Origin of the sequence: Geminocystis sp. CENA526 (assembly GCF_050753365.1) — a bacterium.
GTDB lineage: Bacteria > Cyanobacteriota > Cyanobacteriia > Cyanobacteriales > Cyanobacteriaceae > Geminocystis.
Genome location: NZ_JBLZFY010000054.1, coordinates 1 through 23,211 on the forward strand (window position 1 = coordinate 1; position 23,211 = coordinate 23,211).

20 protein-coding genes, 1 pseudogene and 1 CRISPR repeat array are annotated in these 23,211 nt (G+C 35.7%); of the genes and pseudogenes, 9 read left to right on the forward strand and 12 right to left on the reverse strand.

The window, feature by feature from the left end; genetic code table 11:
- From ACN4EE_RS14180 to ACN4EE_RS14190, 3 genes and pseudogenes are all read left to right on the forward strand, one after another.
- The coding region (locus ACN4EE_RS14180; RefSeq protein WP_431707106.1) for a beta strand repeat-containing protein at positions 1–2,030 on the forward strand (2,030 nt) is incomplete at its 5' end.
- A gap of 809 nt (positions 2,031–2,839) precedes the next feature.
- Positions 2,840–4,645: pseudogene (gene ltrA, locus ACN4EE_RS14185) on the forward strand (group II intron reverse transcriptase/maturase).
- Positions 4,629–5,033 (forward strand): HNH endonuclease, encoded by a 405-nt coding sequence (locus ACN4EE_RS14190; RefSeq protein ID WP_431707107.1) that lies wholly within the window; start codon positions 4,629–4,631, stop codon positions 5,031–5,033. Before ltrA ends, ACN4EE_RS14190 begins: the two are co-directional and overlap by 17 nt.
- A 345-nt stretch (positions 5,034–5,378) precedes the next feature.
- Here the strand turns inward: ACN4EE_RS14190 and rimM are convergent, their stop codons facing one another.
- Complete coding sequence (rimM, locus tag ACN4EE_RS14195; protein WP_431707109.1) at positions 5,379–6,026, reverse strand: ribosome maturation factor RimM; 648 nt, start codon at positions 6,024–6,026, stop codon at positions 5,379–5,381.
- A 256-nt stretch (positions 6,027–6,282) separates the two neighbouring features.
- Between rimM and ACN4EE_RS14200 the strand changes: the two genes are divergently transcribed.
- Positions 6,283–6,579, forward strand: coding sequence for a DUF4164 domain-containing protein (locus ACN4EE_RS14200; RefSeq protein ID WP_431707110.1), 297 nt, complete (start codon positions 6,283–6,285; stop codon positions 6,577–6,579).
- A gap of 74 nt (positions 6,580–6,653) precedes the next feature.
- A CRISPR array of direct repeats spans positions 6,654–9,183; the repeat unit is 37 nt; unit sequence GTTTCAATCCCTAATAGGTATTAATTATAGTTTAAAC.
- Between the two features lie 244 nt (positions 9,184–9,427).
- On the opposite strand, the gene ACN4EE_RS14205 is transcribed toward ACN4EE_RS14200, so the two are convergent.
- Positions 9,428–10,309: an NAD(P)-dependent oxidoreductase gene (locus tag ACN4EE_RS14205; RefSeq protein ID WP_431707111.1), complete on the reverse strand. Its 882-nt coding sequence runs from the start codon at positions 10,307–10,309 to the stop codon at positions 9,428–9,430.
- Positions 10,310–10,411: 102 nt separating this feature from the next.
- Between ACN4EE_RS14205 and ACN4EE_RS14210 the strand changes: the two genes are divergently transcribed.
- Entirely contained in the window at positions 10,412–10,624 is a 213-nt protein-coding gene (locus ACN4EE_RS14210) for a hypothetical protein (RefSeq protein WP_431707112.1), read from the forward strand.
- Positions 10,621–10,902, forward strand: coding sequence for a type II toxin-antitoxin system RelE/ParE family toxin (locus ACN4EE_RS14215; RefSeq protein ID WP_431707113.1), 282 nt, complete (start codon positions 10,621–10,623; stop codon positions 10,900–10,902). Before ACN4EE_RS14210 ends, ACN4EE_RS14215 begins: the two co-directional genes overlap by 4 nt.
- Before the next feature lie 84 nt (positions 10,903–10,986).
- Here ACN4EE_RS14215 and gpmI read toward each other — a convergent pair whose 3' ends face one another.
- The 5 genes from gpmI to ACN4EE_RS14240 all read right to left on the reverse strand — a co-directional run bounded on the left by gpmI (position 10,987) and on the right by ACN4EE_RS14240 (position 15,394).
- Positions 10,987–12,585, reverse strand: a complete 1,599-nt coding sequence (gpmI, locus tag ACN4EE_RS14220; protein WP_431707114.1) for a 2,3-bisphosphoglycerate-independent phosphoglycerate mutase — start codon at positions 12,583–12,585, stop codon at positions 10,987–10,989.
- Between the two features lie 296 nt (positions 12,586–12,881).
- On the reverse strand, positions 12,882–13,259 hold the full coding sequence (gene ebsA / locus ACN4EE_RS14225) for a type IV pilus biogenesis protein EbsA (RefSeq protein WP_431707115.1): 378 nt from the start codon (positions 13,257–13,259) through the stop codon (positions 12,882–12,884).
- A 69-nt stretch (positions 13,260–13,328) separates the two neighbouring features.
- Entirely contained in the window at positions 13,329–13,736 is a 408-nt protein-coding gene (gene mutT, locus ACN4EE_RS14230; RefSeq protein ID WP_431707116.1) for an 8-oxo-dGTP diphosphatase MutT, read from the reverse strand.
- A 105-nt stretch (positions 13,737–13,841) separates the two neighbouring features.
- Positions 13,842–14,831: a (S)-8-amino-7-oxononanoate synthase BioU gene (gene bioU / locus ACN4EE_RS14235; RefSeq protein ID WP_431707117.1), complete on the reverse strand. Its 990-nt coding sequence runs from the start codon at positions 14,829–14,831 to the stop codon at positions 13,842–13,844.
- A 293-nt stretch (positions 14,832–15,124) separates the two neighbouring features.
- A complete protein-coding gene (locus tag ACN4EE_RS14240) occupies positions 15,125–15,394 on the reverse strand; it encodes a DUF3134 domain-containing protein (protein ID WP_431707119.1) in 270 nt (89 codons plus the stop codon).
- Positions 15,395–15,457: 63 nt separating this feature from the next.
- On the opposite strand from ACN4EE_RS14240, the gene ACN4EE_RS14245 reads away from it, so the two are divergent.
- Positions 15,458–16,063 (forward strand): PAP/fibrillin family protein, encoded by a 606-nt coding sequence (locus tag ACN4EE_RS14245; RefSeq protein ID WP_431707120.1) that lies wholly within the window; start codon positions 15,458–15,460, stop codon positions 16,061–16,063.
- 182 nt (positions 16,064–16,245) lie between these two features.
- Positions 16,246–16,461 (forward strand): high light inducible protein, encoded by a 216-nt coding sequence (locus ACN4EE_RS14250; protein ID WP_431707121.1) that lies wholly within the window; start codon positions 16,246–16,248, stop codon positions 16,459–16,461.
- Between the two features lie 48 nt (positions 16,462–16,509).
- Here the strand turns inward: ACN4EE_RS14250 and ACN4EE_RS14255 are convergent, their stop codons facing one another.
- The 5 genes from ACN4EE_RS14255 to ACN4EE_RS14275 all read right to left on the reverse strand — a co-directional run bounded on the left by ACN4EE_RS14255 (position 16,510) and on the right by ACN4EE_RS14275 (position 21,317).
- Entirely contained in the window at positions 16,510–17,208 is a 699-nt protein-coding gene (locus tag ACN4EE_RS14255; protein ID WP_431707122.1) for a response regulator transcription factor, read from the reverse strand.
- Positions 17,209–17,526: 318 nt separating this feature from the next.
- Complete coding sequence (locus ACN4EE_RS14260; protein WP_431707123.1) at positions 17,527–19,419, reverse strand: macro domain-containing protein; 1,893 nt, start codon at positions 19,417–19,419, stop codon at positions 17,527–17,529.
- Positions 19,416–19,538, reverse strand: a complete 123-nt coding sequence (locus tag ACN4EE_RS14265) for a hypothetical protein (protein ID WP_431707124.1) — start codon at positions 19,536–19,538, stop codon at positions 19,416–19,418. Before ACN4EE_RS14265 ends, ACN4EE_RS14260 begins: the two co-directional genes overlap by 4 nt.
- 188 nt (positions 19,539–19,726) lie before the next feature.
- Positions 19,727–20,740, reverse strand: coding sequence for an adenosyl-hopene transferase HpnH (gene hpnH, locus ACN4EE_RS14270; protein ID WP_431707125.1), 1,014 nt, complete (start codon positions 20,738–20,740; stop codon positions 19,727–19,729).
- Positions 20,741–20,969: 229 nt separating this feature from the next.
- Positions 20,970–21,317, reverse strand: coding sequence for a phage holin family protein (locus tag ACN4EE_RS14275; RefSeq protein WP_431707126.1), 348 nt, complete (start codon positions 21,315–21,317; stop codon positions 20,970–20,972).
- 253 nt (positions 21,318–21,570) lie between these two features.
- On the opposite strand from ACN4EE_RS14275, the gene crtD reads away from it, so the two are divergent.
- On the forward strand, positions 21,571–23,088 hold the full coding sequence (crtD, locus tag ACN4EE_RS14280) for a C-3',4' desaturase CrtD (protein WP_431707127.1): 1,518 nt from the start codon (positions 21,571–21,573) through the stop codon (positions 23,086–23,088).
- Positions 23,089–23,211 lie beyond the last annotated feature (123 nt).

A 23,211-nucleotide genomic window follows, 5' to 3' on the forward strand; every position in this document is an offset into this window, starting at 1 on the left:
GTGCTTTAACTATCGATACAGTAGAAGGATTAAGCGGTGTCACCGCTACTAATGGGCAAGTTAACTTAAGTGCCACAGACTCCATTACCATTAATCAAAATATTAGTGCTAAAGGAAACATCAATGTAACTGCCCAAGGAAAAATTTGGGTTAATAGTAGTAAGATTACTTCTGATGAAGGTACGATCGACCTCACTGGTAACGCTAGTGACGATGGCATTTTTGTCGGTGGTAGTGACTTGATAGCACAAGGTAATATTACCCTGACAGGTAAAGGTACATCATCAGATGGAGTCTTTTTAACAGGAAGCCTTGTTACCTCCAATTCAGGTACGATCGAGATCAATGGTACGGTAGGAAGCTATGGTATTTCTACTGGTGGTAGTAAGATTGAAGCGGAAGGAAACATTACGTTAATCGGTGACGGCACAACATTCGATGGAGTCAATTTAGGCAGTACCTCCATTACCTCTCAAGCAGGTTCGATCGACATCAATGGTACGGGAGAAAACATTGGTATTAATGCTGGTGGTAGTGACATTACCGCAGAAGATGATATTAAACTAACAGGTAGTGGCACGTCATCCGATGGAATCAGTTTAGGAGGAAGTCCTGTTACTTCCAAAGCAGGTACGATCGACATTGATGGTAAGGGTGGTAGTAATGGTATTAATGCAGGTAGTAGCGATATTAATGCAAAAGGAAACATTACCCTCATCGGTGAAGGCACATCAAACAATGGTGTCAATTTAGGAGGAAAATCCATTATCTCCCATCAAGGTTCGATCGACATTGATGCTACAGGTGGTGAAAATGGTATTTTTGCAGGTGGTAGTACTATCACAGCAGAAGGTGATATTAAACTAACAGGTGATGGCACATCATTCAATGGAGTATATCTAGGAGGAAGTCCTGTTACATCGAAGGGAGGTTCGATCGAGATTGATGGTACTGGGGAAATCTATGGTATTTTTGCCGTTGGTGAGTCGATAAAGGCAGAGAATAGCATCACATTGACGGGAAATAGTAAGTCATCCGATGGTGTCTTTTTAGGAGGAAATCCTGTTAGCACTAACGCAGGTACGATCGAAATCAATGGTACGGGAAAAAACACTGGTATTAATGCAGGTGGTAGTAACATTACTGCAGAAGGTGATATTAAACTAACAGGTGATGGTACGTCATCCGATGGAGTGTTTTTAGGGGGAAGTTCTGTTACATCGAAGGGAGGTTCGATCGACATTAATGTTACAGGAGAAAACCGAGGCATTTATGCTGGTGGTAGTAATATTAAAGCCCAAGGTGAGATTAAACTGTCGGGCATCGCTAATTCGGGCAGTGGTATTTTCATTGACGGTAGTTCGATCGAATCTGACAGTGGGAACATCACCATAACAGGAATGACAGGGAAAACAGCATCAGGATTCGGAATCAATTTGTTAGAAAATACCTCAGTCATCAGCAATACAGGACAAATTAGTCTGTTAGGTAACACCATCAACTTAGAAAATAATAGCCAAATTAGCACCAACAATGATGTTTACATCAACTCAGATCAAGATGTTGATATGGGAATTATCACATTGGGCGCAACAGTAAATATTACAGCAAACACCCTAAATCTCAATGATACTATTCAATTTAGTTATAACACTTCTGAAAGTCGTTTTGACACGATTAATCTAACAGGAGCAGTCAACTTAAACAATGCCACCTTAGATTTAGACTTAAATGATTATACCCCCATTATCGGCAATATTTATACTCTCATTGATAATGATGACGATGATATTGTCAACGGAACTTTCAGTGGATTAGCCGAAGGAGATGTTGTCGCAACCATTGGTTCAGCAAATATTATGATTACTTATCAGGGAAATGCAGATGATCCCCTCTTTGAAAACATCGGCAATGGCAATGATGTACAACTATATGTTGCTTCTAATGTACCTTTATCGATTCGAGGAACAGGATTACCAGACACCCTTGTGGGGGGTTTTGGAGAAAATATTATTGTGCGACTCGTTTAGTGTGAAATAGACGCTTAAAACCTCTTTTTTTAAGCCTTATAAACACTAGCAAGGTATGAAATGACCTAGAGAGAATTTCAAAGCCCCTAGAGGCGATTCTCGAAGGGCAAAACGTTAAGAACCTCGACAGTTCAATAACTCACTAACCAATAGGTAGGAATACCTAAAGAACAGTGAAAAATTGGTTAATTGTTAAGATTTCGTTACAAAGCCTCGTGTGGATAACCGAACATCCTTAGTACGGATTACCGAACAGCAATTATACCTAACGTACCTTGACAACTCTATATCCTTGTAAGTGAAAATCTTACCCGTTATTGTCAACGTGACAGCATAATCCACAGTGACTTGGTGTTTGGTAAACCATACGCTGAAGCTGGATTAAAAGGTGGTAACTGGAAGCCTAATCTGGAACCCCATCGAGCAAATCAACTATGACTACACAAGGAATCCTCGTATGAACCATCGTCACTTCTAACTAGCCAAATAAGGCTGATAGGCTAGACCAAAAAGGTAATCACTAATGTACCAGCAGATTAATAATTCTGAACTGGGGACAAATACACAGAGGCGGTGGATAGAGGAAGTCTAAGGTTGAGTAATACCGCAATCAATAGATTGACGGAAGGATATAGGGAACGAGATAACCTCTCATAATCTCTCAAAGAGGTCGAATACTTTGAGTAGTAACCAGCGTAAGGTTATGGGAAGTGGGATTGACTAAGAAGCCAACGCCTTTATGTAATGTAAAGGATATGCTGACGTAGTCACTTTGATAAACAATGTAAAGTCAATGAAGTAATAAAATTATGACAACGAGAAAATCGATTGATAAAGCAAATAACTGGAACACATGGTCTTCTATTAATTGGAAGATTGTGGAAAAACAGATATTTCGATTACAGAAGCGAATTTACAGAGCGAGTCAGCGTGGAGATGTCAAGTTGGTTCACAGCTTACAAAGATTACTCGTAAAATCCTATTACGGCAAACTTCTAGCAACCAGAAGAGTAACTCAGGATAATCAAGGCAATAAGACTGCTGGTGTGGATGGTGTTAAATCACTGACCCCGAAGCAACGTCTTGATATAATTGGTCAATTAAAACTCAGAGGCAAATGTAAACCCACAAGAAGGGTGAACATACCTAAACCTAACGGCGAAACTAGACCACTGGGGATACCTTGTATGGAGGATAGAATAAAACAATGTCTTGTCAAACTAGCACTAGAACCCCAATGGGAAGCAAAATTTGAACCGAATAGTTATGGATTTCGACCAGCAAGGTCATGTCACGATGCAATCGAACAATGAGTCATAAGCATATCCAAACAACCAAAATTTGTATTGGACGCAGATATTGCCAAGTGCTTCGACAGAATCGACCACGATAAATTACTCGCAAAACTCGAAACCTATCCACAATTAAGACAGGAAATTAAATCATGGCTGAAAAGTGGATACATGGAGGGTAAACAACTATTTCCAACAAACGAAGGCACACCGCAAGGAGGAGTTGTTTCTCCTTTATTAGCCAACATAGCCTTACACGGTTTGGAACTAGAACTCAAAAAGTTTGCTCGTACATGGGAAGGAAACAAAAGCAAAAATGAACAATCTCTCAACATAATCCGATATGCAGATGACTTTGTAATATTACATAAAAATATAGAGAGAATCATTCAATGCAAAGAAATTATCGAAAACTGGTTGAAAAACTTAGGACTTGAATTAAAACCAAGCAAAACCCGTATCTCACACACACTCAACGAGTACGAAGGAAATATAGGCTTTGACTTTTTAGGATTTAATATCCAACAACACGAAGTTGGGAAAACACACACAGGAAAAAATACCAAAAGTGTGCCACTTGGTTTTAAAACCATCATAAAACCATCAAAAGAAAAAATCAAAGCTCATATTAAAAAAGTGGGGGATGTAATTAGGAAACACAAATCAAGTTCACAAATTGACTTAATTAAGGAACTCAACCCTATCATAAGGGGATGGGCAAATTATTATAGTACTGTATGCAGTAAGGAAACTTACACAAAATGTGACCACCTAATTTATCAACAACTTAAAAGATGGGCGGAAAGAAGACATCCCCATAAAACGAAATCATGGGTCAGAAAGAAATACTGGAAAACCCAAAGATTAAGAACATGGGTGTTCTCAACCAGAGATGAAGATGGAATGAAACTCCTAAACCATAGCGAAACGGAAATCAAAAGACATACCAAAGTCAAGGGAGAGAAATCACCTTTTGACGGAAATTGGATTTACTGGACATCTCGTAGAGGAAAACACCCTGAAGTTTCAACGAGAATGGCAACATTACTCAAGAAACAAAAAGGGAAATGTAATCAATGTGGACTCAACTTTAATAGTGAAGACTTGTTAGAAATCGACCACATCATCCCCAAATCGAAAGGTGGAAAGGATATGTATAACAATCTACAGGTACTTCACAGACATTGTCACGATGACAAGACGACTAGAGATGGTAGTCTGAATCGTACCCATGACAAGGGGTTTATCGGAGAGGAGCCGTGTGAGGTGAAAGTCTCAAGCACGGTTTTGAAAACGAGTCAAGTTCATGAGGACTTGGCTTAGTTTAACAAAAAGATGGACGGAAAGAAGACATCCCAATAAATCGAAATCATGGGTGAGCCGTAAATACTGGCATACTCACGGATTGAGAACATGGGTGTTTTCCACTAGAGATGAAGATGGAATAAGACTCCTAAACCATAGCGAAACGGAAATCAAAAGACACACCAAAGTCAAGGGAGAGAAATCACCCTTTGATGGGGACTGGATTTATTGGACATCCCGTATAGGAAAACACCCTGAAATCTCAACCAGAATGGCTACTTTGCTTAAGAGACAGAAAGGGAAGTGTAATCACTGTGGACTCAACTTTAAAAATGATGACTTGTTAGAAATCGACCACATCATCCCGAAGTCAAAAGGCGGAAAGGATATGTATAATAATCTATAAGTACTTCACAGACATTGTCACGATGATAAGACTGCCAAAGATGGTAGTCTGAATCGTACCCATGACAAGGGTTTTATCAGAGAGGAGCTGTGTGAGGTGGAAACTCTCATGCACAGTTCTGAAGACGAGTTCAGATGGTGACATCTGAGCTTAGTTTAACAGTCGGGCTGGAACTGTTCCCGACGATAAATCGCCGTAGTGGGAAAATTACTAAATCTTCAACCGAGAGTACCACGAAGGAAGTTCTAGCAGTCCTTAAGGGGATACTAGAAGCCAACACTGTACCGTCAGGTCAGTGTGGGTAGTTCACTTCAGAAAGTGAGAAAAGTGCAGATAAAAGTGGCGTTATTCATTATTAATTTCTTCGATCGAATCTAAGTTTAATAAGCCTTTTGGTGGATTAATTTCTATACGTTTTTCTTGAAGATTAATCACTGGTACAATATCTTTCACAAAGGGAATTAACACCGTCACAGGTTTTGATTTTTTGACTTTGATTTTTTTTCTTTTCGATACTCGACTGATTTTTTCTAAGTCGGGAATAACATCGGCAACGGCTTCGGGTTGTTTATGCAATGTGACTTCTAAAATGTCGTTTCCTGCATTAAAAACATCGGTGACAATGCCAATATTTTCCCCTGTTTCTTGATTAAATACTTCTAAATCAATTAAGTCGGCAATGTGATATTCTTCTTCTTCTAAAGAAGGTCGATCGAGCTTGTCCACAAATAACTTACAACCGCGCAAACTTTCCGCCTGATTTCGATCGTCTATTCCTGCTAATTTTATAATAAAAATATTCTTATTAGGAACTTGTCTTCCCCTCACTAATTCCACCATTTGGGGGGATTGATGGGGTTGTACCTGTAACCAACGATTCCCCGATTTCTCAAAACGTTCCGGAAAATCTGAATCGGTTTTTACCTTTAACTCCCCTTTGATGCCTTGAGGTGATACGATCGTACCTATTTCAATTAAATCTTGAATCTGCAATGATTTTCTACTCCAAAAAAAGCCTTTACCGAGACTAATATTGTACCTTGTTTCAATGTCTAATAGTTAAGTGGTAATAGTTTAAAAATCTAGTGGAAAACGATATTTTGTCATTCCGAGAGTAGCGAAGGAATCTCAAGCCCTTGATTTTTGATACAACTGCGTAACTTTCATAAAGTATAGGTTAAAATTAAACCAAAAAGAGTAGCTCTCAACTACTCCTTTCGCATTAATCTAAAACTAAGGATATTTTATTATGGCACAAACGATCGAAGTTAGCTTAATTGATGTACTCAACAAGATTGAGACAAAAATCGACCATCTCGATAAAAGTATCGATGCCAAAATCGAAAAACTAGACTCAAAAATTGACAAATTAGACAACAAGATAGATGCTGTCGAAACAAAGCTAGAAAGCAAAATAGAAAAGTTAGAAACCTCCATGAATAACCGTTTTAATACTTTAACTTTGGGGTTTTTAGGTATTTTTGGAGTATTAACAGGAGGTATCTTAGCTATTCTTGGCAAAATTGCATTTTTCCCTAATCCTTAAATAATTCAAAGTAGCTTGAAATATAGCTACTCTTTATTTAACTATGGTTTTGACAATTATAACCGTATTGTTAAGTTTCAATCTCTAATAGGTATTAATTATAGTTTAACCAACTTCTACCAACCATTGAATAATTGGAATGTAAGCAATGTGTTTCAATCCCTAATAGGTATTAATTATAGTTTAAACAGCTTCTACCCTAATCAACCTCGATAAAGTTGCCTGTATTTTGTTTCAATCCCTAATAGGTATTAATTATAGTTTAAACAATATTAGGGATATAAGGATTAATTACTACATCCCAGTTTCAATCCCTAATAGGTATTAATTATAGTTTAAACAATTCTTTGAGTTTTAGCTGTGAAAGTGTCAACATTGTTTCAATCCCTAATAGGTATTAATTATAGTTTAAACCAGTTTGCAGGGTATAACAACCACGTTTCGATCGCGTTTCAATCCCTAATAGGTATTAATTATAGTTTAAACAAGTTGATCCGCTTGATCATCGGTTAAATCATTGCGTTTCAATCCCTAATAGGTATTAATTATAGTTTAAACTCGGTACTGTGTAAGGCTTTCAGAGTCCACTAACGTTTCAATCCCTAATAGGTATTAATTATAGTTTAAACAAGGGCTAAATCTCTCTCTTTCTGCAATTTTGCCTTGTTTCAATCCCTAATAGGTATTAATTATAGTTTAAACAAAGAGTAGGGACAAGAATAGAATATGAAGTTTTCGGTTTCAATCCCTAATAGGTATTAATTATAGTTTAAACAATTGGAGTACCTAAGATGTTTTGTCATCAATTAGATAAAGTTTCAATCCCTAATAGGTATTAATTATAGTTTAAACAAAAATTGTAATAAATCTCAACAAAAAGCAATTTTAATTAGTTTCAATCCCTAATAGGTATTAATTATAGTTTAAACATTATTTACTAATTGCTTTTTTTAGCAGAGGGTACTGTTTCAATCCCTAATAGGTATTAATTATAGTTTAAACTATATTTTCCTGAGATTATAAAATTAGGACAATATGTTTCAATCCCTAATAGGTATTAATTATAGTTTAAACGCCTCCAGTATCACCGCCCGAATTAATACCCAATGTTTCAATCCCTAATAGGTATTAATTATAGTTTAAACATACCCATTATTACTACTTCATAGCTATTCGTTTTTTGTTTCAATCCCTAATAGGTATTAATTATAGTTTAAACGATTCTCTTTATTCTTGGTAGCATGATGAATCAAGTTTCAATCCCTAATAGGTATTAATTATAGTTTAAACGATTCGCAAATATCAGCGCAATTAAATATTTACGATAATGTTTCAATCCCTAATAGGTATTAATTATAGTTTAAACTTTAACATAATCTATGTTTATTTGGTTAGAATGAGTTTCAATCCCTAATAGGTATTAATTATAGTTTAAACCGAAACCTTGTTTATGCCCTAATTCAGTCCAATTCTTGACATGTTTCAATCCCTAATAGGTATTAATTATAGTTTAAACAATATTGATACTATTGTTAGGTATATCAGATTGAATGTTTCAATCCCTAATAGGTATTAATTATAGTTTAAACGTTCGATCGAGTCCGTAAAACTTAGTACCTAAATTAGTTTCAATCCCTAATAGGTATTAATTATAGTTTAAACGAGAAATACTAATCCTGCATCTCCAGAATTAACATTGTGTTTCAATCCCTAATAGGTATTAATTATAGTTTAAACTCTTTTCTCGTTTATCTTCACTTTCACGGACATGTTTCAATCCCTAATAGGTATTAATTATAGTTTAAACCTATTGATCATAAAAACCTCGTTTCTTAGTGTACGTTTCAATCCCTAATAGGTATTAATTATAGTTTAAACAACTATGGGTTACTGCTCTCTCATCAAAGTCCTGCATGTTTCAATCCCTAATAGGTATTAATTATAGTTTAAACTTCTACCGTACCCTCCGATGTTTCCTCTACCCTAGTTTCAATCCCTAATAGGTATTAATTATAGTTTAAACCTTAAAAGTGCGGAATAGGGTATAATGGTGATGTGGTGTTTCAATCCCTAATAGGTATTAATTATAGTTTAAACTTTCTCCAGAGATAAGATTGTGAGAATAAACATCTGTTTCAATCCCTAATAGGTATTAATTATAGTTTAAACATGAGAAGATTAGGCAATCAGGTTAAGTGGTTAAGGTTTCAATCCCTAATAGGTATTAATTATAGTTTAAACATTTTTATAAAGACGGTAATAAATCCCTATTAATAAGTTTCAATCCCTAATAGGTATTAATTATAGTTTAAACACGGGTAACGGGAACACCCTTAACAAGATATTGATGTTTCAATCCCTAATAGGTATTAATTATAGTTTAAACAAAGAATTAAAGGGTAGTGAACTAATCCAAAAAGTTTCAATCCCTAATAGGTATTAATTATAGTTTAAACTTAACTACCATCATTAAAGAAATATTTAATAGAAGTTTCAATCCCTAATAGGTATTAATTATAGTTTAAACGCCTTACTAATGGGAATACAAGATAAGGGAATACTTAGAAGTTTCAATCCCTAATAGGTATTAATTATAGTTTAAACCGCCCACGATCGAACCCTTTGATAGGTAAAGTTTTCAAGGTGCATTTGCGGAAGGCTAGTCATAATTCTACAATAGAGTCGATCGAAATGTCCAGTAAAATAGCTGAAATCATTACAGAGTAAGGAGCGTAAGGCTCTCAGAAAAAGAAAAAGGTAAAACCCTGATGGCATAAAGAAGATAAAGACTTTTTGAGAAAAGAAAAATTTTATACCCTATGCCTTCCGCAAATTAAACAAAAAGATGTCATTTTTCGATCGAATCCTGATAGGCACGAATCATGGCTTGTGTACCTTGTTCTGTACCACCTAACTGTTCAACAGTTTTAAACATTTGAGTCGCTAAATTCGTAGCTGGTAAGGTGTCATTTTCAAGGCTTTCTTGCACTAAACGTAAATCTTTGAGTATGTGTTTAATCATAAAACCGGGGGCAAAATCGGAGGAAGCTATTTTGGGTGCTAGATTCGATAATGCCCAAGAACCTGCCGCTCCTGTACTACAAACTTTAATCATCAATTCAGGATCAATATTTAAGGTTTTTGCTAACTCCATCGCTTCACAAATCGCCATCATGTGAATAGAAGCCAGTACCTGATTACAAAGTTTTACAGCTTGTCCTGTACCCACATCGCCACAATGAATAATATTTTTGCCCATTGTTTTTAAAATGGGGAGGGATTTTTCATAATCGCTTTTTTCTCCTCCTACCATAATTGTTAATGTGCCGTTTTGAGCTCCAATATCTCCCCCCGACACGGGTGCATCCATAAAGTGTAAGCCTTTCGATCGAAATTGATCATTAATCTCTTGAACTGCTTGGGGTCCGATCGTACTAAAATCAATAATGATGCTGTCAGGTTTAGCAAAATGAACTATTCCTTGTTCTCCAAAAACCACCTCTTTGACATCGGGGACATCACTGACACAAATACAGACAAAATCTGCATCTTTGACGGCTTCTGCAATGGTAGTCACAATCTCAACTCCATTTTCTTGGGCTTGGGTTACAAGCGATCGATCGAGAGTACGATTCCAACCTTTAACATTATATTGATGTTTAACGAGATTTTGAGCCATAGGTGAACCCATGACACCTAAACCAATAAAAGCAATGGGATTTTTATACATAACGATAATTTAAAAGTATATAAAAGCTCGATCGAATTTTAGAAGGCTAGTATGTTCGATTTATAATTAAAAAGACAGAACTAAGCATAAATTCACAAAATTATGATACAAGAAATTTTCTCTGAAATATTAGATGCCTCACAACAACTTTCTTTAGAGGATCAAGAAACTTTAATTCAAATTTTAAAAAATCGTCTTCTTGAGCAAAAACGAGCTGAATTAGTCAAAGATGTCAGAGAAGCTGAACAAGAATTTGCGGAGGGAAAATGTCAAGCATTTACACCCGAACAAATCATGGAGGAAATTCTTTCATGACTTTTTTGTTATTACGTTCCAATGTTTTTATTAAAAATGCCCGAAAAATTGTCAAAAAACAACCTTTACTCGCTCAAAATATTCAAAATACACTGATTCTTTTGTCTTCTGATCCATTTCAGTCTCAATTAAAAACCCATAAATTAAAAGGAGAGCTTAAAGATTCTTATGCTTGTAGTGTAACTTATGATTTAAGAATTATTTTTAAATTTGTTGAATATGAGCAAAAACAGGCTATTTTTTTACAAACCATTGGCAATCATGATGAAGTTTATTAGTTCTCGCAAAAAACAATTATATTGCTTTATAGTGGTTGGTGGGCAATGCCCACCCTACATTTAGTGGCTATGGGTAACTTTTTTTCAAACAGAAATACTCACGGGGGTACGGCTTTTTTTCACATCGTATTCTGGTTTGGCAATTAAAGACACTCCTGTCATTTCTTGGGGTTTAGGTAGTTGTAAAATATCCAAAATAGTGGGGGCAATATCTGCTAATTTACCATTTTCTCTTAGTTTCACATTACCGCCATGACCTTCTATTTTACGTCCTTCTCCTTCGATTAAAATAAATGGTACTTGATTAGTAGTGTGTGCTGTCCAAGGATTGCCGTTTTCGTCTTTCATGTATTCTGCGTTACCATGATCTGCTGTAATTAGTACTGTGCCTCCCACTTGACTAATGGCTTTCAAGAGTTTTCCTAAACACTTATCTACGGTTTCGATCGCACTTTTAGCGGCATCTAATTTGCCTGTGTGTCCTACCATATCAGGATTAGCGTAGTTTATGACTACCATCGAATAAATACCTTTAGCAATGGCATCGGAAGCAACTTGAGTTAATTCTACTGCTGACATAGCAGGTGCTTTATCATAGGTTGTCACCATCGGACTTTGTACTAATTCTCGATCTTCACCCTCAAAAGGTTGCTCTAATCCACCATTGAAAAAGTAAGTAACATGGGGATATTTTTCCGTTTCTGAGGTACGAAATTGTTTTAATCCAGCATTAGCGATGACTTCCCCTAAAATATTAGTTAATTGTTGAGGTTCAAAAACAACTTTGACGGGTAAATTAGGATCATATTGGGTAAAGGTGACGAAATGAAGGTTGTATATTTTTTTCCGTTCAAAACCATTAAAATCGTCCATAGTGAAAGCATAACATAATTGTCTAGCTCGATCGGGACGGAAGTTATAAAAAATTACGGCATCCCCAGATTCTACTGCCCCTTTGGCAATGCGCACTGGTTCAATAAATTCATCGTTGATATTTTCCTTGTAGGAATCTTCTAGTACTTGTACGGCGGTTCTTGTATCTGGAGTACTATCTATGGTATATAAATCATAGGCTTTTTTGACTCGATCCCAACGTCGATCTCGATCCATTGCATAATAACGTCCACATACAGTAACAATTTTACCGATGTCAATTTTCGCAATATGTTCTTCAATGGCTTTAACATAGTTTATGCCGTCATTAGGGTTCGTATCTCTACCATCGGTGATAACGTGAACACAAACTTCAGAAACTCCTTGTAATTTAGCTAAATCCAGTAATCCCAGTAAATGATCTATATGGGAATGTACCCCCCCATCAGAACATAATCCCATTAAATGCAGTTTTCCTTTGGATTTGATGACATCATGGCAAATCCCTTCTAAAATCGGGTCTTTAAAAATTGAACCATCTTCCACTGCATCGGAGATTCTTACTAATTCTTGAGGTACAACCCTTCCTGCTCCTAAATTCAAATGTCCTACTTCAGAATTACCCATTTGTCCGTTGGGTAATCCTACGGCTTTGCCTGATGCGTTAATTAATGTATTCGGATAAACTTCTAATAAACTATCCATGACAGGAGTTTTTGCGAGGGCGATGGCATTATCTTGCTCATCATCCCGATAACCCCAACCGTCCAAAATTACCAAGACTACGGGAGATATTGTTTGTGGAGTCATAATATTTACTCTGTATCAAATATTTATAGTATAAACTGTAAAAATAGTTGCAATTCGATAATAACATTGAGATCAATTACCGTAAAACGTTTTTCAAATTTACATGACAATTGAAAAAAATGAATAATGAATAATGAATAATTAATAATTAATAATTAATAATTAATAATTAATAATTAACACTTCGACGATTATAACTACGTTTACCAACCATCGAGGGGAGTGACGCACTGACTTGCACTGTATATTTCAACTACGATCAATATCAAGTCTACGATCGATAACTAGATGTTAGTTTAATCATCAAGACGTAAAAGTTTACGGTAAAATTTTTGGGAAAAATCCGTTTGACGAGACTCTTTAAAATTTTTAATCAATACAATCAAATATTCTATAAATTCTGAATTAGACAAGTTGACTTCATAACTCAAATCTGCACTACCATTAAATTGAATACGACATCTTGTGGGTTCAGCAGGTAATCTTGACACATACCAAATTGCTACGAAAGGAATATTTTTTTGTCCTTCAATTACCCTTTCCCCTTCTAAAAATCCTTGTTGATACAGACTTAAAGCATAGGGCAATATCTCATGTAGTTCTTTTCCGTAATAGGGTTGATACATTAAAGTATCGCCTTTACTTGCTGGTTGTAATTTTTCAATATTGGACATCTTTTTCCCTTTGTGTGCCTTAATTTAAGTCAAGGTTAAGTATAACTTTAAACAGATATTTTCACAATATTAATTGAGTTTAAGATTTTTTTGCAATAAGTCAATGATTTCTTGATTTGCTTGGGGAAATTCAAAATTATTTAACTCACTGGATGTTACCCAACGAACTTCTGAACATTCTAAAGGTTGCGGTTCTCCTTCTATAATTCTACAAACATATACATATAAGGTGACGATAAATTCACTATAGTTGTGGGTAATCTCTGTTAAGGCTCGATCGACTTCAATGGTGATGCCTAATTCTTCTTTGATTTCTCGTTTAATGCAATCTTGGGGAGTTTCTCCTTGCTCGATTTTTCCCCCTGGAAATTCCCACAAATTCGCCATTAAACCTGTGGGTAATCTTCGATCGATCAGAATTTGTCCTTCTTCGCTGACAATAACCGCAACACCGATTTTTTTATGGGGTAAATTCATCAATAGTGAATAGTGGATAGTGAATAGTGATTTTTTGATGGGGGTGGGTTTAATATATTAAACCCCTACATTATTCTCAATTCTTCATTCTCAATTCTTCATTTTTTAACGAACGAATAAAGGCATAACTTCGGCGGCGGTAAATAAGCCTTTGAGGTTTTGCTGATGAAGTCTGATACCTGCTTTCAAGTAACCAAAAGCGGGTCCGCAAACGTTAGCCGCCATGCTGGTTTCGTCTCCTAATGTGAAGGTATGAGTAGAAATTTTGCCTTCAAAGGTTCTTCCAGTTATCTTAACATTTGTACTAATGGGCTTTTTCGGGTTACGGGTGTCAACGATACCGCCTACGGTAACTTGAGATCGATCGCATATTCCTGCTAATTCCAACATTATATCGTCAGCGTGTTCCATGTTTTCCAGAGTCAGAATACCGTTAGTTTTGTCTAAAAATTCCTCTACTTCTTCGTCTGTCATGGCTTTGGCTTTATCCACATCAAACCCGGGTAAGTGAGCAATATCTTCTCTGATGGTGGCACGATAGGCTTCCCAGTTGGCAATACCGACTCCAAAGGTTATTTTTACTTGATGAATTTCGGTGAAACTTTGGGCTGCGATCGAACTTACTGCCGTTAATAATCCGGGGGTAGCTCCACAACCTGTTAAATAAGTGATACCAGATTCTGAGAGTTCTTTTTGTAAGGTTAAGAGTTGTTCAACCGCACTGGTACGTTTTAAGGCGTCCACTAAAACCCCTTGCCATCCCGAAGCGATGAATTGACGGGTAACATCCGCCATAAAGGTATTAGGTAAGTTGGGTAACGCTAAAAAGTAACCATCCACTTGGGCTTGAGTAATTAAATCAGCGATGCTATTATTGCTTAAAACGCCGTATTCGGGTAAATAACCGCTTGAACCTCGATCGTGGTAAGTAGGGATTAAGGTATCAGGATTTAAACCTTCTGGATTGTAAGCATAGCCTTTTTGATCTGCTACGGCGACTAAACACATTTCAGATTTTTGCTGAAGGATTCTGGCGGCGGCTTGTCCTAATCCACCAAAACCTAAGACTCCGACTCTAATTTTTTGATTATTCATAATATTTAATTTAACTTGCTAAGGTATGGGAAAAATACACAGGCAAGATGCCTGTTTTACGGATTTCATTAAAATTTGAAGTTACACACTTATACTAAAAATCAGGGAATAGAGATTCCTTCGCTACTCTCGGAATGACAAAATATTGTTAAACTAAGACGCATTTAACTTGCATATAATTGAATTAGAAATTAATAACTCTATCTCCGGAGTCCATCTGTCTTGTGTTTGCCGACAGCAAATGAGTTTTAGCTTATTGGTGCGTGAGTCCTAAAAATATCAATTAAAATGAGTTAAATTAGATCACCTAGATCACTATCATCGTCAAGATCAGCATCTAAATCATCTAAATCAGTATCGAAGTCATCGTCTTCACCTTCGATGAGATCTGAGATTTCTTCTTCTTCCGATAAATCTACCGCCATTATTTTATCTTCTTTTTCTTCTCGGTAAATAATACGATTATTTGCTTCTAACCAATCTAAAAGAGAACCATCTTGCTTAAGGGGAATTACAGGAGCAGGTTCGTAACGTTTCTCTTTACGCAAGGCAGGATTTTTCATAAACTAATAATATAGTTAATAGGGCAATTTGTCATTATAGCATTTAAAGTTCGATCGATCATTATGAGTTTAAAAACAGAGTTATTACAGATTGTAGCAAACACTAATCGAGGATTATCGGTATCGGAAATTGATAAAGTCAATATTCTAACTGCCGTAGAGAAATTAGAAGATCATAATCCTACTCAAAACCCCTTAAATTGTCCTGAACTTTTAAAGGGTGATTGGCGTTTACTATACACCACCAGTAAGAGTATTTTAGGACTAGATAATGTTCCTTTAGCTCATTTAGGGGAAATTTATCAATGTATCCGTACAGAAAGCACTAAAATTTATAATATTGCGGAGATTATCGGTTTACCCTTTTTAGAAGGTTTAGTGAGTGTGAGTGCAAATTTTGAGACGGTATCCACCAAAAGAGTTAATGTACAGTTTCAACGATCGATCTTCGGGTTACAACGATTATTAGGCTATCTTTCCCCTAAAGATTTAATCAAAAAAATGGAAACGGGAAATTATTTTCCACCCTTCGATTTTAACTTTAATTGGTTCGATCGAATTTTAGGCAACAATAACCCTCAAGGGTGGTTAGAAATTACCTATTTAGATGAAACCCTCCGCATTGCAAGGGGAAATCAGGGTAATGTTTTTATTTTAGAACGCTGTTAGGGAATTAAGAATTAAGAATTAAGAATTAAGAATGTAAGAGTTTAATATATTAAACCCAAACCCACCTTAAAAAAAAATAATTTATTACCATAAAACTTAAATTTTGTCAAGTGGTTGACATATTTTGTAAATAATTGTTATGATTCTTAATATACGCAATCATAAAAATATCATTAATTATCATGCAAACAAGAAACACTTTCGTAACTGAAGATCAAGGACGTTTGAATAACTACGCTATTGAGCCTAAAATGTATGTTGATTCTACTCAACAATTCGGTTTTAACAAATATTCTGAACAATTAAACGGACGTTTAGCCATGATTGGTTTTATTTCCTTAATTGCCTTTGAAGTGATTACTGGGCAAGGTTTAATCGGTTGGTTAACTAGCTTATAATTCTTTGTTGATTAGGAATAAATAATTGACACAGGCAAGATGCCTGTTTTACTCATCTTCAAATTTATAGCCGACACCGACAACGGTTTTAATAAACGAAGGTTGGGCAGGATTAGGCTCTATTTTTTTCCTTAAACGTCTAATATGGGTGTCAACGACTCTTTCATCTCCGAAAAAGTCTGCACCCCATAACTTATCAATTAATTGAGTACGACTCCACACTTTACTCGGATAATTAATAAATACTGCTAATAAATTAAATTCTAAAGCTGTTAAGTCTAAGGTTTCTTCTTTGCCTCCTACTTTACGAAGGGCGGTATGTTCGTCTAAATTAACTATAAAATGGGGTGTTTCATAAATTTGCGATTGCCCTCCATGACGCATACTTCTTCTTAGTAATGCCCTCACCCTCGCTACTAATTCTCTTGGGCTAAAGGGTTTCACTAAGTAATCATCCGCCCCTGTCGATAAACCAATGACTCGATCGATCTCCTCTCCTTTTGCCGTTAACATGAGAATATAGGGGTCTTTTGTCATTGCCTGATTTCTTAAACGACTACACACTTCCAAACCATCAAGTTTAGGTAACATTAAATCGAGAATAATCAAATCAGGTTGTATTTTTTTCGCACTTTCTAAAGCGGATAATCCATCATAGACAACATGACATTGAAATCCCTCTCTAGTCAAACAATTATTGATAAGTTGAGCAATTTCTTTTTCGTCTTCGACAATTAAAATTTCCATAATATTTGTTATACTCGGCTGGAAAAAAAAGATATGGATAAAGCTAGGGAAAAGGGAAAAGGGAAAAGGGAAAAGGGAAGAGGATTGTTTGAAATACTCAAATTATGACCTTGTTAAGTATATCTTAATTAGAGTTTGCTGAAAAAGTGTTTTGATGATGATAAGGAAAAGGAAAAAGAAAGAGTGATGGTATCTTCGATAATTTATTTCTCATAAATGATTCTTGATTGCTATAATTTACAGAAGATTGCTTCGTGCCTCGCAATGACAATCCCACTTAACTAAATTATTTAATGTCCATTTCTTATCTATATTTTATTATTCAAAATCTTCAATAATATCCTCAGTACAATTATTCATTATTTCTTTGAGTTTGTCCTGATATTCGGAGATAATTTGTAAGCCTAAATCTAGTTGATAATCCTTAAAAATATTCTCTAAATCTGTTAATAATTCCTCCCTTGTTTCCATTTGCAAATAAATGTCTAAAAAATGGGATACCTGATTTAAAAAATGATTTCTAATCCGTTCGATCGAGCTAATCTTATTATCAGGATATAAAGCAATAATAATCTCTTTTATCGATGTAGGTTTTTTAAGAAACTTGATAATTTCAATCATTATACCTAACGCTGATTGTTCGGGGGCTAATTTTCCTTTACCCGTAGCTAAAGCAGGAAAAGCGATCGATTTAGCATTGACAGTTTTAGCTATATCTAAACATTTTTTTGTTACTTCTTGAATAACTTTAATAGTCGGTTTTTGAGATTGAACACCATAATATAATTCATAGTCTAAAACGGCGGCATGAAAAACAGATTTGGCTAATAAATTTCCAGCCGTAGTGACGACAACATCACCTAAATTTAAAGGTATATTTTTCTTAGCATCTTCTTTAATAGCATTACCACCTTTAACTAAAATTGCCCTAGAAACTCCTCCTCCCATACTCAAATAAGTATCATCGGAACTAACTATGATGTCCACATTTAAACTGGTAATATCGACAAATTTTACTAAAATATTAGTATCTTTAATTTTCTTAAATAAAATGCTATTATCTAAATCAATTTCATCATTTTTGCTCCATATATCAATAAGTAAATTAGGATGAACTTTTAAACTATTAGTTATTTTCATATCGAGATTAAATCCTGATAAATTTTGACAAATCATCGGCAACCAACTACCGCAAGGGAAGTCTTTATCCCATGCTTGTAAACGCTCTCTAGCTTCCCTTAAGGCACAAAAAACGGACTTATTTTTTTGTAAAGCTGATAAAAAGTTTTTCAGAAATTCTTGAGCAATTAAATCCGGCACTCCCTCCCTCATGACAATCACTTGAGGAATATTTAATTTACTCAATTCGTGAGCTAATCCTACACCATCACAGGAGTTAAACATCGCTAAATTTAAGCCTTGTTGAATTGCTTTATTTAAAGCAGTTTTAAGTTCACCAATAGTTAAACTTTCTTGAGGATTAATAAAGATAATTCCTTGATGATTTTTAGTGTGACTATGCCCTGCAAAAAATAACATATCCCATCCTTTTTCATCCCATAAGATTTGATGAAATTCTGTTGATTTAGGTTCAACTAAAAAAGTAATTTCAGCATTATTTATCTGGTTAATTAAAGCTCGATCGATGTCAATATTAATACCTTGACTATGTCCTAATATAGCTAATATTCTTAATTTATTGCGTGATTTTTTCCCAATATTTATATGACTATATTCAGGGGTACTAATACCAATTTCTGCTTGGGGATAATCTTCTAAAAAATGCCATAAATGCCATGGAAAACCTTGTAAAATTGGGTCTTTTGTTTCTATAATTATTTGAATTTCGTTATCAGGAGTTAATTTAGTGCGTAATTTTTTATCGATAGGAGAAAAACGAGAGTCATCTAACCAATTGTTAAATTTTGTTTCAATTTCTTGACATAATAACTCAAAATCTTTCACTGAAATATTAGTAGAACTTTGATTTTCTACTTCAAAAAGTCTGCGTCTAACCACGTCAAAACGCTGATGTAAAGCCTGATAAAGTAGTTTCCAGCGCAAATAAAGATGAGATAATTCTGGATTCGGAGGCAAAACACCGATAAATTGTTCTAATGTGCCGTTATCTGACCTTAATTGTGCGCTAATGTGAGAAAATCCCTTCTCTAAGTCTCCTGCACCTAAGTTTAATACTACTAGCTTAGTCATTCGATCGAACTCGTCATTTTCTCTATTTTACGACACCTTGCCTCGATCGAATCGTAATAGATTTTATCACCGTAGAACAGGCATCTTGCCTGTTTTTCTCCCAGATGTCTAATAGACATCTCCAGAAAAGATTTTTAATTGGTTTGTAGTAAGGGTTTCAACCCTCATTTTTCTAATTATTGGAGAAGTCTAATAGATTCGATTGATACCTGATGCCTGATACCTACCCTCATCAAAATACTTTTTCAGCACCCTCTATTTATTTTTTGCAAAGGTTGCCACAATTTAACAAAAGTGTTTCCTGTGGTTATCGAAAAAGACTGGTAATTGCTCGACTGGTGTTTTCAATTTTGAGGGCTTCCATTGCGGCGGTGGGTTCGTAGCCACAATGTACCATACAATCTGCACATTTAGGATTACCACTTTTTTGTCCGTATTTCTCCCAATCAGTGTTGTTTAATAATTCTTGATAGCTTTGATAATAGCCCTCATTCAATAAATAACAAGGTTTTTGCCATCCCAAAACACTATAACTAGGACTTCCCCAAGGGGTGCAATCGTAATCTTTTTCTCCCATTAAAAAGTCTAAAAAGAGGGGATTATGGTTAAAATTCCAGTTTTTTGTGCCTTTTTTCCAAGGTTCGAGGATTTGTCTAAATAATGCTTTCGTTTGCTCTCTTTTTAAGAAGTGTTCTTGATCGGGAGCCCATTCATAACTGTAGCCGGGAGAAATCATCACTCCATCGGTGTTAAGACTGTTGAGAAAATCTAAAAATTCCCTCATTTCTTGGGGATCAGTGCCTTCAAATACAGTTGTATTGGTGCTAACTCTAAATCCTTTTGCTTTAGCGGTTTTAATTGCTTTTACGGCGGTATCAAATACACCTGTTCTGTCCACACATCGATCGTGAGTTTCCCGCAAACCGTCAAGATGTACACTAAAGGTTAAGTAGGGAGAAGGTTCAAATAAGTGTAGTTTTTCCTCTAATAAAATACCGTTAGTACAAAGATACACAAATTTAGCTCGATCGACTAAACCCTTAACAATTTCGCCAATTTGAGGATGTAAAAGAGGCTCTCCCCCCGGTATAGATACCACAGGTGCTCCGCATTCATCCACCGCTTTGAAGCAATCTTCAGGGGATAGATATTGTTTCAGAATTTCAAGGGGATGTTGAATTTTTCCACAACCCGGACAAGCTAAGTTACAGCGAAATAGCGGTTCGAGCATTAACACTAAGGGAAATTTTTTTCTACCTAATAATTTCTGTCTTAATATATATGTACCAACTGCGATCGCCTGTTGTAATTGAACTGCCATAATTTCTCCTCATACAAAAATTTACCATATTATAACTGATAAGTTAAGACCCATTAAATTTACCTTTTTATCAGTGAAGATCATCTTTACTACCACACTTCAATTTTGCGTCATGTAAGTCGATAGCCCTCGATTAATTCATGAAAATAATTGAAACTCTTAACTATTCCCTTTTCCCTCTTCCCTTTTCCCTACCATCATCATTAAACTTAAATGCAAACTAGCTTATTTAAGATGCTTTGTCAAAAAAGTTACTTAAAAAACCAGAGATGAGAGACACTAAAATTGAACCAAAAAGAGCATCAAAAAAACCATTCACTTTAAAATCTGGGGTAAAATAAGCCACTAGCCAAAAACAAAGGGCATTAACAACAAACAGGAATAAACCCAGACTGAGAATTGTGGCTGGAAGGGTGAATAAAATCAACAAGGGTTTAACAATAGCATTCACTAAGCCAAAAATGAACGCACCAATTAAAGCGGCTTGAAATGTAGAAATGGTTATACCGGGTATAATTCTGGCGGTGACTATCATGGAAATAGCCGTGACAATGAGGGTGACAATAAACTGCATCATATATTATATTTTTTTGTTTATTCAAAACTAACACTTATAACTTAGCAAAAATTAAATTCAACTGAGATTTTCTTTCTATTTCAAATCAATTTCTAGTGAATAAAGATACAGGCAAGATGTCTGTTTTACGGAAAGAAGATGATAAAATTATTCTTTGGTTATGCTACCACTAACCCAACCTACAATATTGCTTCTGTTCAATCTTCTGAATATGTTAAAATTTGTAAAGAGATCGAACTGATAAACAAAAAATATGGTAGAGAAACAGGAAGTAATAGTTATTGGTGCTGGTATTGGCGGATTGACAGCAGGAGCATTATTAGCTCGTAACGGTTATGATGTTAACATTTATGATCAAGCTATTGTACCGGGGGGATGTGCTTCCACTTTTCAACGCAAAGGTTTTATTTTTGATGTGGGTGCAACTCAAGTTGCAGGGTTAGAAGTAGGAGGTATTCACCATCGCATTTTTGAAACCCTCGATCTTGATATACCTTCAGCGACAGAATGTGATCCAGCTTGTGCGGTTTTTTTACCCCAAGAAACACAACCGATAATGGTATGGCGCAATTCTGAAAAATGGCGTTTAGAAAGAGAAAGACAATTTCCTAACAGTGAAAAATTTTGGGCATTATTTAACACACTTTTTGAAGCTAGTTGGCGTTTTCAAAGTCGAGATCCCATTATACCACCGCGCAACCTCTGGGATTTAGGGCAATTAATTCAAGCCTTGCGGTTAGATACTTTGATTACTGTGCCTTTTTCTTTAATGACGGTGGCAGATGCTTTAAGGTTATTCGGTTTACACAAGGATAAACGCTTAAAAACTTTCCTTGATATGCAGTTAAAGTTATATTCTCAAGTGGATACGGAGGAAACCGCTTTACTTTATGGCGCTACGGCTTTATCGGTGTCTCAATCTCCTCAAGGATTATATCATCTCAATGGCAGTATGCAGGTTTTGAGCGATCGATTGGTGGAAGGGTTAGAAAAATATGGCGGTAAACTATACATGAGGCATTTAGTGCAGAAAATTCACACGGAGAAAGGAAAAGCAACGGGTGTCACGGTGAAAAATTTGAAAACAGGAGAGATTATCGAGAAAAAAGCCCATCACGTTATCGGTAACTTAACCGTTAATAACCTTGTCACCATGACAGAAAATCTCCCTGTGACTTATAGTCAACGAGTGCAAAAATTACCTCCTGCCAGTGGCGCTTTCGTGATATATTTAGGGGTCGATCGAACTGCAATCCCTGATAATTGCCCTCCTCATCTGCAATTTTTATATGATTATGAAGGAGAAATAGGGGAGATTAATTCGTTATTTGTATCTGTGAGTAAACAAGGAGACGGCAGAGCACCCGAAGGCAAAGCCACTATTATCGCTTCTTCTTTTACGGATATTAACCTTTGGTGGGATATTCCCCTAGAAGATTATGAGGCATTAAAACAAGATTATACTGATAAAACGATCGATCGATTGAAACAGTACTTTAACCTTACCCCAGAGACAATTATTCATCAAGAGACAGCAACCCCCGTCACCTTTTATAAATATACAGCAAGGGAAAAAGGCATTGTGGGAGGAGTAGGGCAAAGAATTAATACATTTGCACCCTTTAGTTTTGCCCCTCGGACTCCTATAAATAATTTATGGTTAGTAGGAGATTCTGTCCATCCGGGGGAAGGCACAGCAGGAGTTAGTTATTCTGCCTTAACCGTTGTCAGGCAAATTCAGCAATTAGCAGATAATAAAAAAGTGTTTTGATGAAGATAGAGGTACTATTACTGATTATTCACAATACACCTGTGTATTTGTTGAAGAGATAACGCTTCAAAACCTTGATTTTTCATTGTTTAACTTAACACCTGATACCTACCCTCATCAAAA

Coding starts and splice junctions, on each gene's coding strand:
- ACN4EE_RS14190 (WP_431707107.1), top strand. CDS start 4,629: ATGAGGACTTGGCTTAGTTTAACAAAAAGATGGACGGAAAGAAGACAT.
- ACN4EE_RS14200 (WP_431707110.1), top strand. CDS start 6,283: ATGGCACAAACGATCGAAGTTAGCTTAATTGATGTACTCAACAAGATT.
- ACN4EE_RS14205 (WP_431707111.1), bottom strand. CDS start 10,309: ATGTATAAAAATCCCATTGCTTTTATTGGTTTAGGTGTCATGGGTTCA.
- ACN4EE_RS14210 (WP_431707112.1), top strand. CDS start 10,412: ATGATACAAGAAATTTTCTCTGAAATATTAGATGCCTCACAACAACTT.
- ACN4EE_RS14215 (WP_431707113.1), top strand. CDS start 10,621: ATGACTTTTTTGTTATTACGTTCCAATGTTTTTATTAAAAATGCCCGA.
- gpmI (WP_431707114.1), bottom strand. CDS start 12,585: ATGACTCCACAAACAATATCTCCCGTAGTCTTGGTAATTTTGGACGGT.
- ebsA (WP_431707115.1), bottom strand. CDS start 13,259: ATGTCCAATATTGAAAAATTACAACCAGCAAGTAAAGGCGATACTTTA.
- mutT (WP_431707116.1), bottom strand. CDS start 13,736: ATGAATTTACCCCATAAAAAAATCGGTGTTGCGGTTATTGTCAGCGAA.
- bioU (WP_431707117.1), bottom strand. CDS start 14,831: ATGAATAATCAAAAAATTAGAGTCGGAGTCTTAGGTTTTGGTGGATTA.
- ACN4EE_RS14240 (WP_431707119.1), bottom strand. CDS start 15,394: ATGAAAAATCCTGCCTTGCGTAAAGAGAAACGTTACGAACCTGCTCCT.
- ACN4EE_RS14245 (WP_431707120.1), top strand. CDS start 15,458: ATGAGTTTAAAAACAGAGTTATTACAGATTGTAGCAAACACTAATCGA.
- ACN4EE_RS14250 (WP_431707121.1), top strand. CDS start 16,246: ATGCAAACAAGAAACACTTTCGTAACTGAAGATCAAGGACGTTTGAAT.
- ACN4EE_RS14255 (WP_431707122.1), bottom strand. CDS start 17,208: ATGGAAATTTTAATTGTCGAAGACGAAAAAGAAATTGCTCAACTTATC.
- ACN4EE_RS14260 (WP_431707123.1), bottom strand. CDS start 19,419: ATGACTAAGCTAGTAGTATTAAACTTAGGTGCAGGAGACTTAGAGAAG.
- ACN4EE_RS14265 (WP_431707124.1), bottom strand. CDS start 19,538: ATGTCTATTAGACATCTGGGAGAAAAACAGGCAAGATGCCTGTTCTAC.
- hpnH (WP_431707125.1), bottom strand. CDS start 20,740: ATGGCAGTTCAATTACAACAGGCGATCGCAGTTGGTACATATATATTA.
- ACN4EE_RS14275 (WP_431707126.1), bottom strand. CDS start 21,317: ATGATGCAGTTTATTGTCACCCTCATTGTCACGGCTATTTCCATGATA.
- crtD (WP_431707127.1), top strand. CDS start 21,571: ATGGTAGAGAAACAGGAAGTAATAGTTATTGGTGCTGGTATTGGCGGA.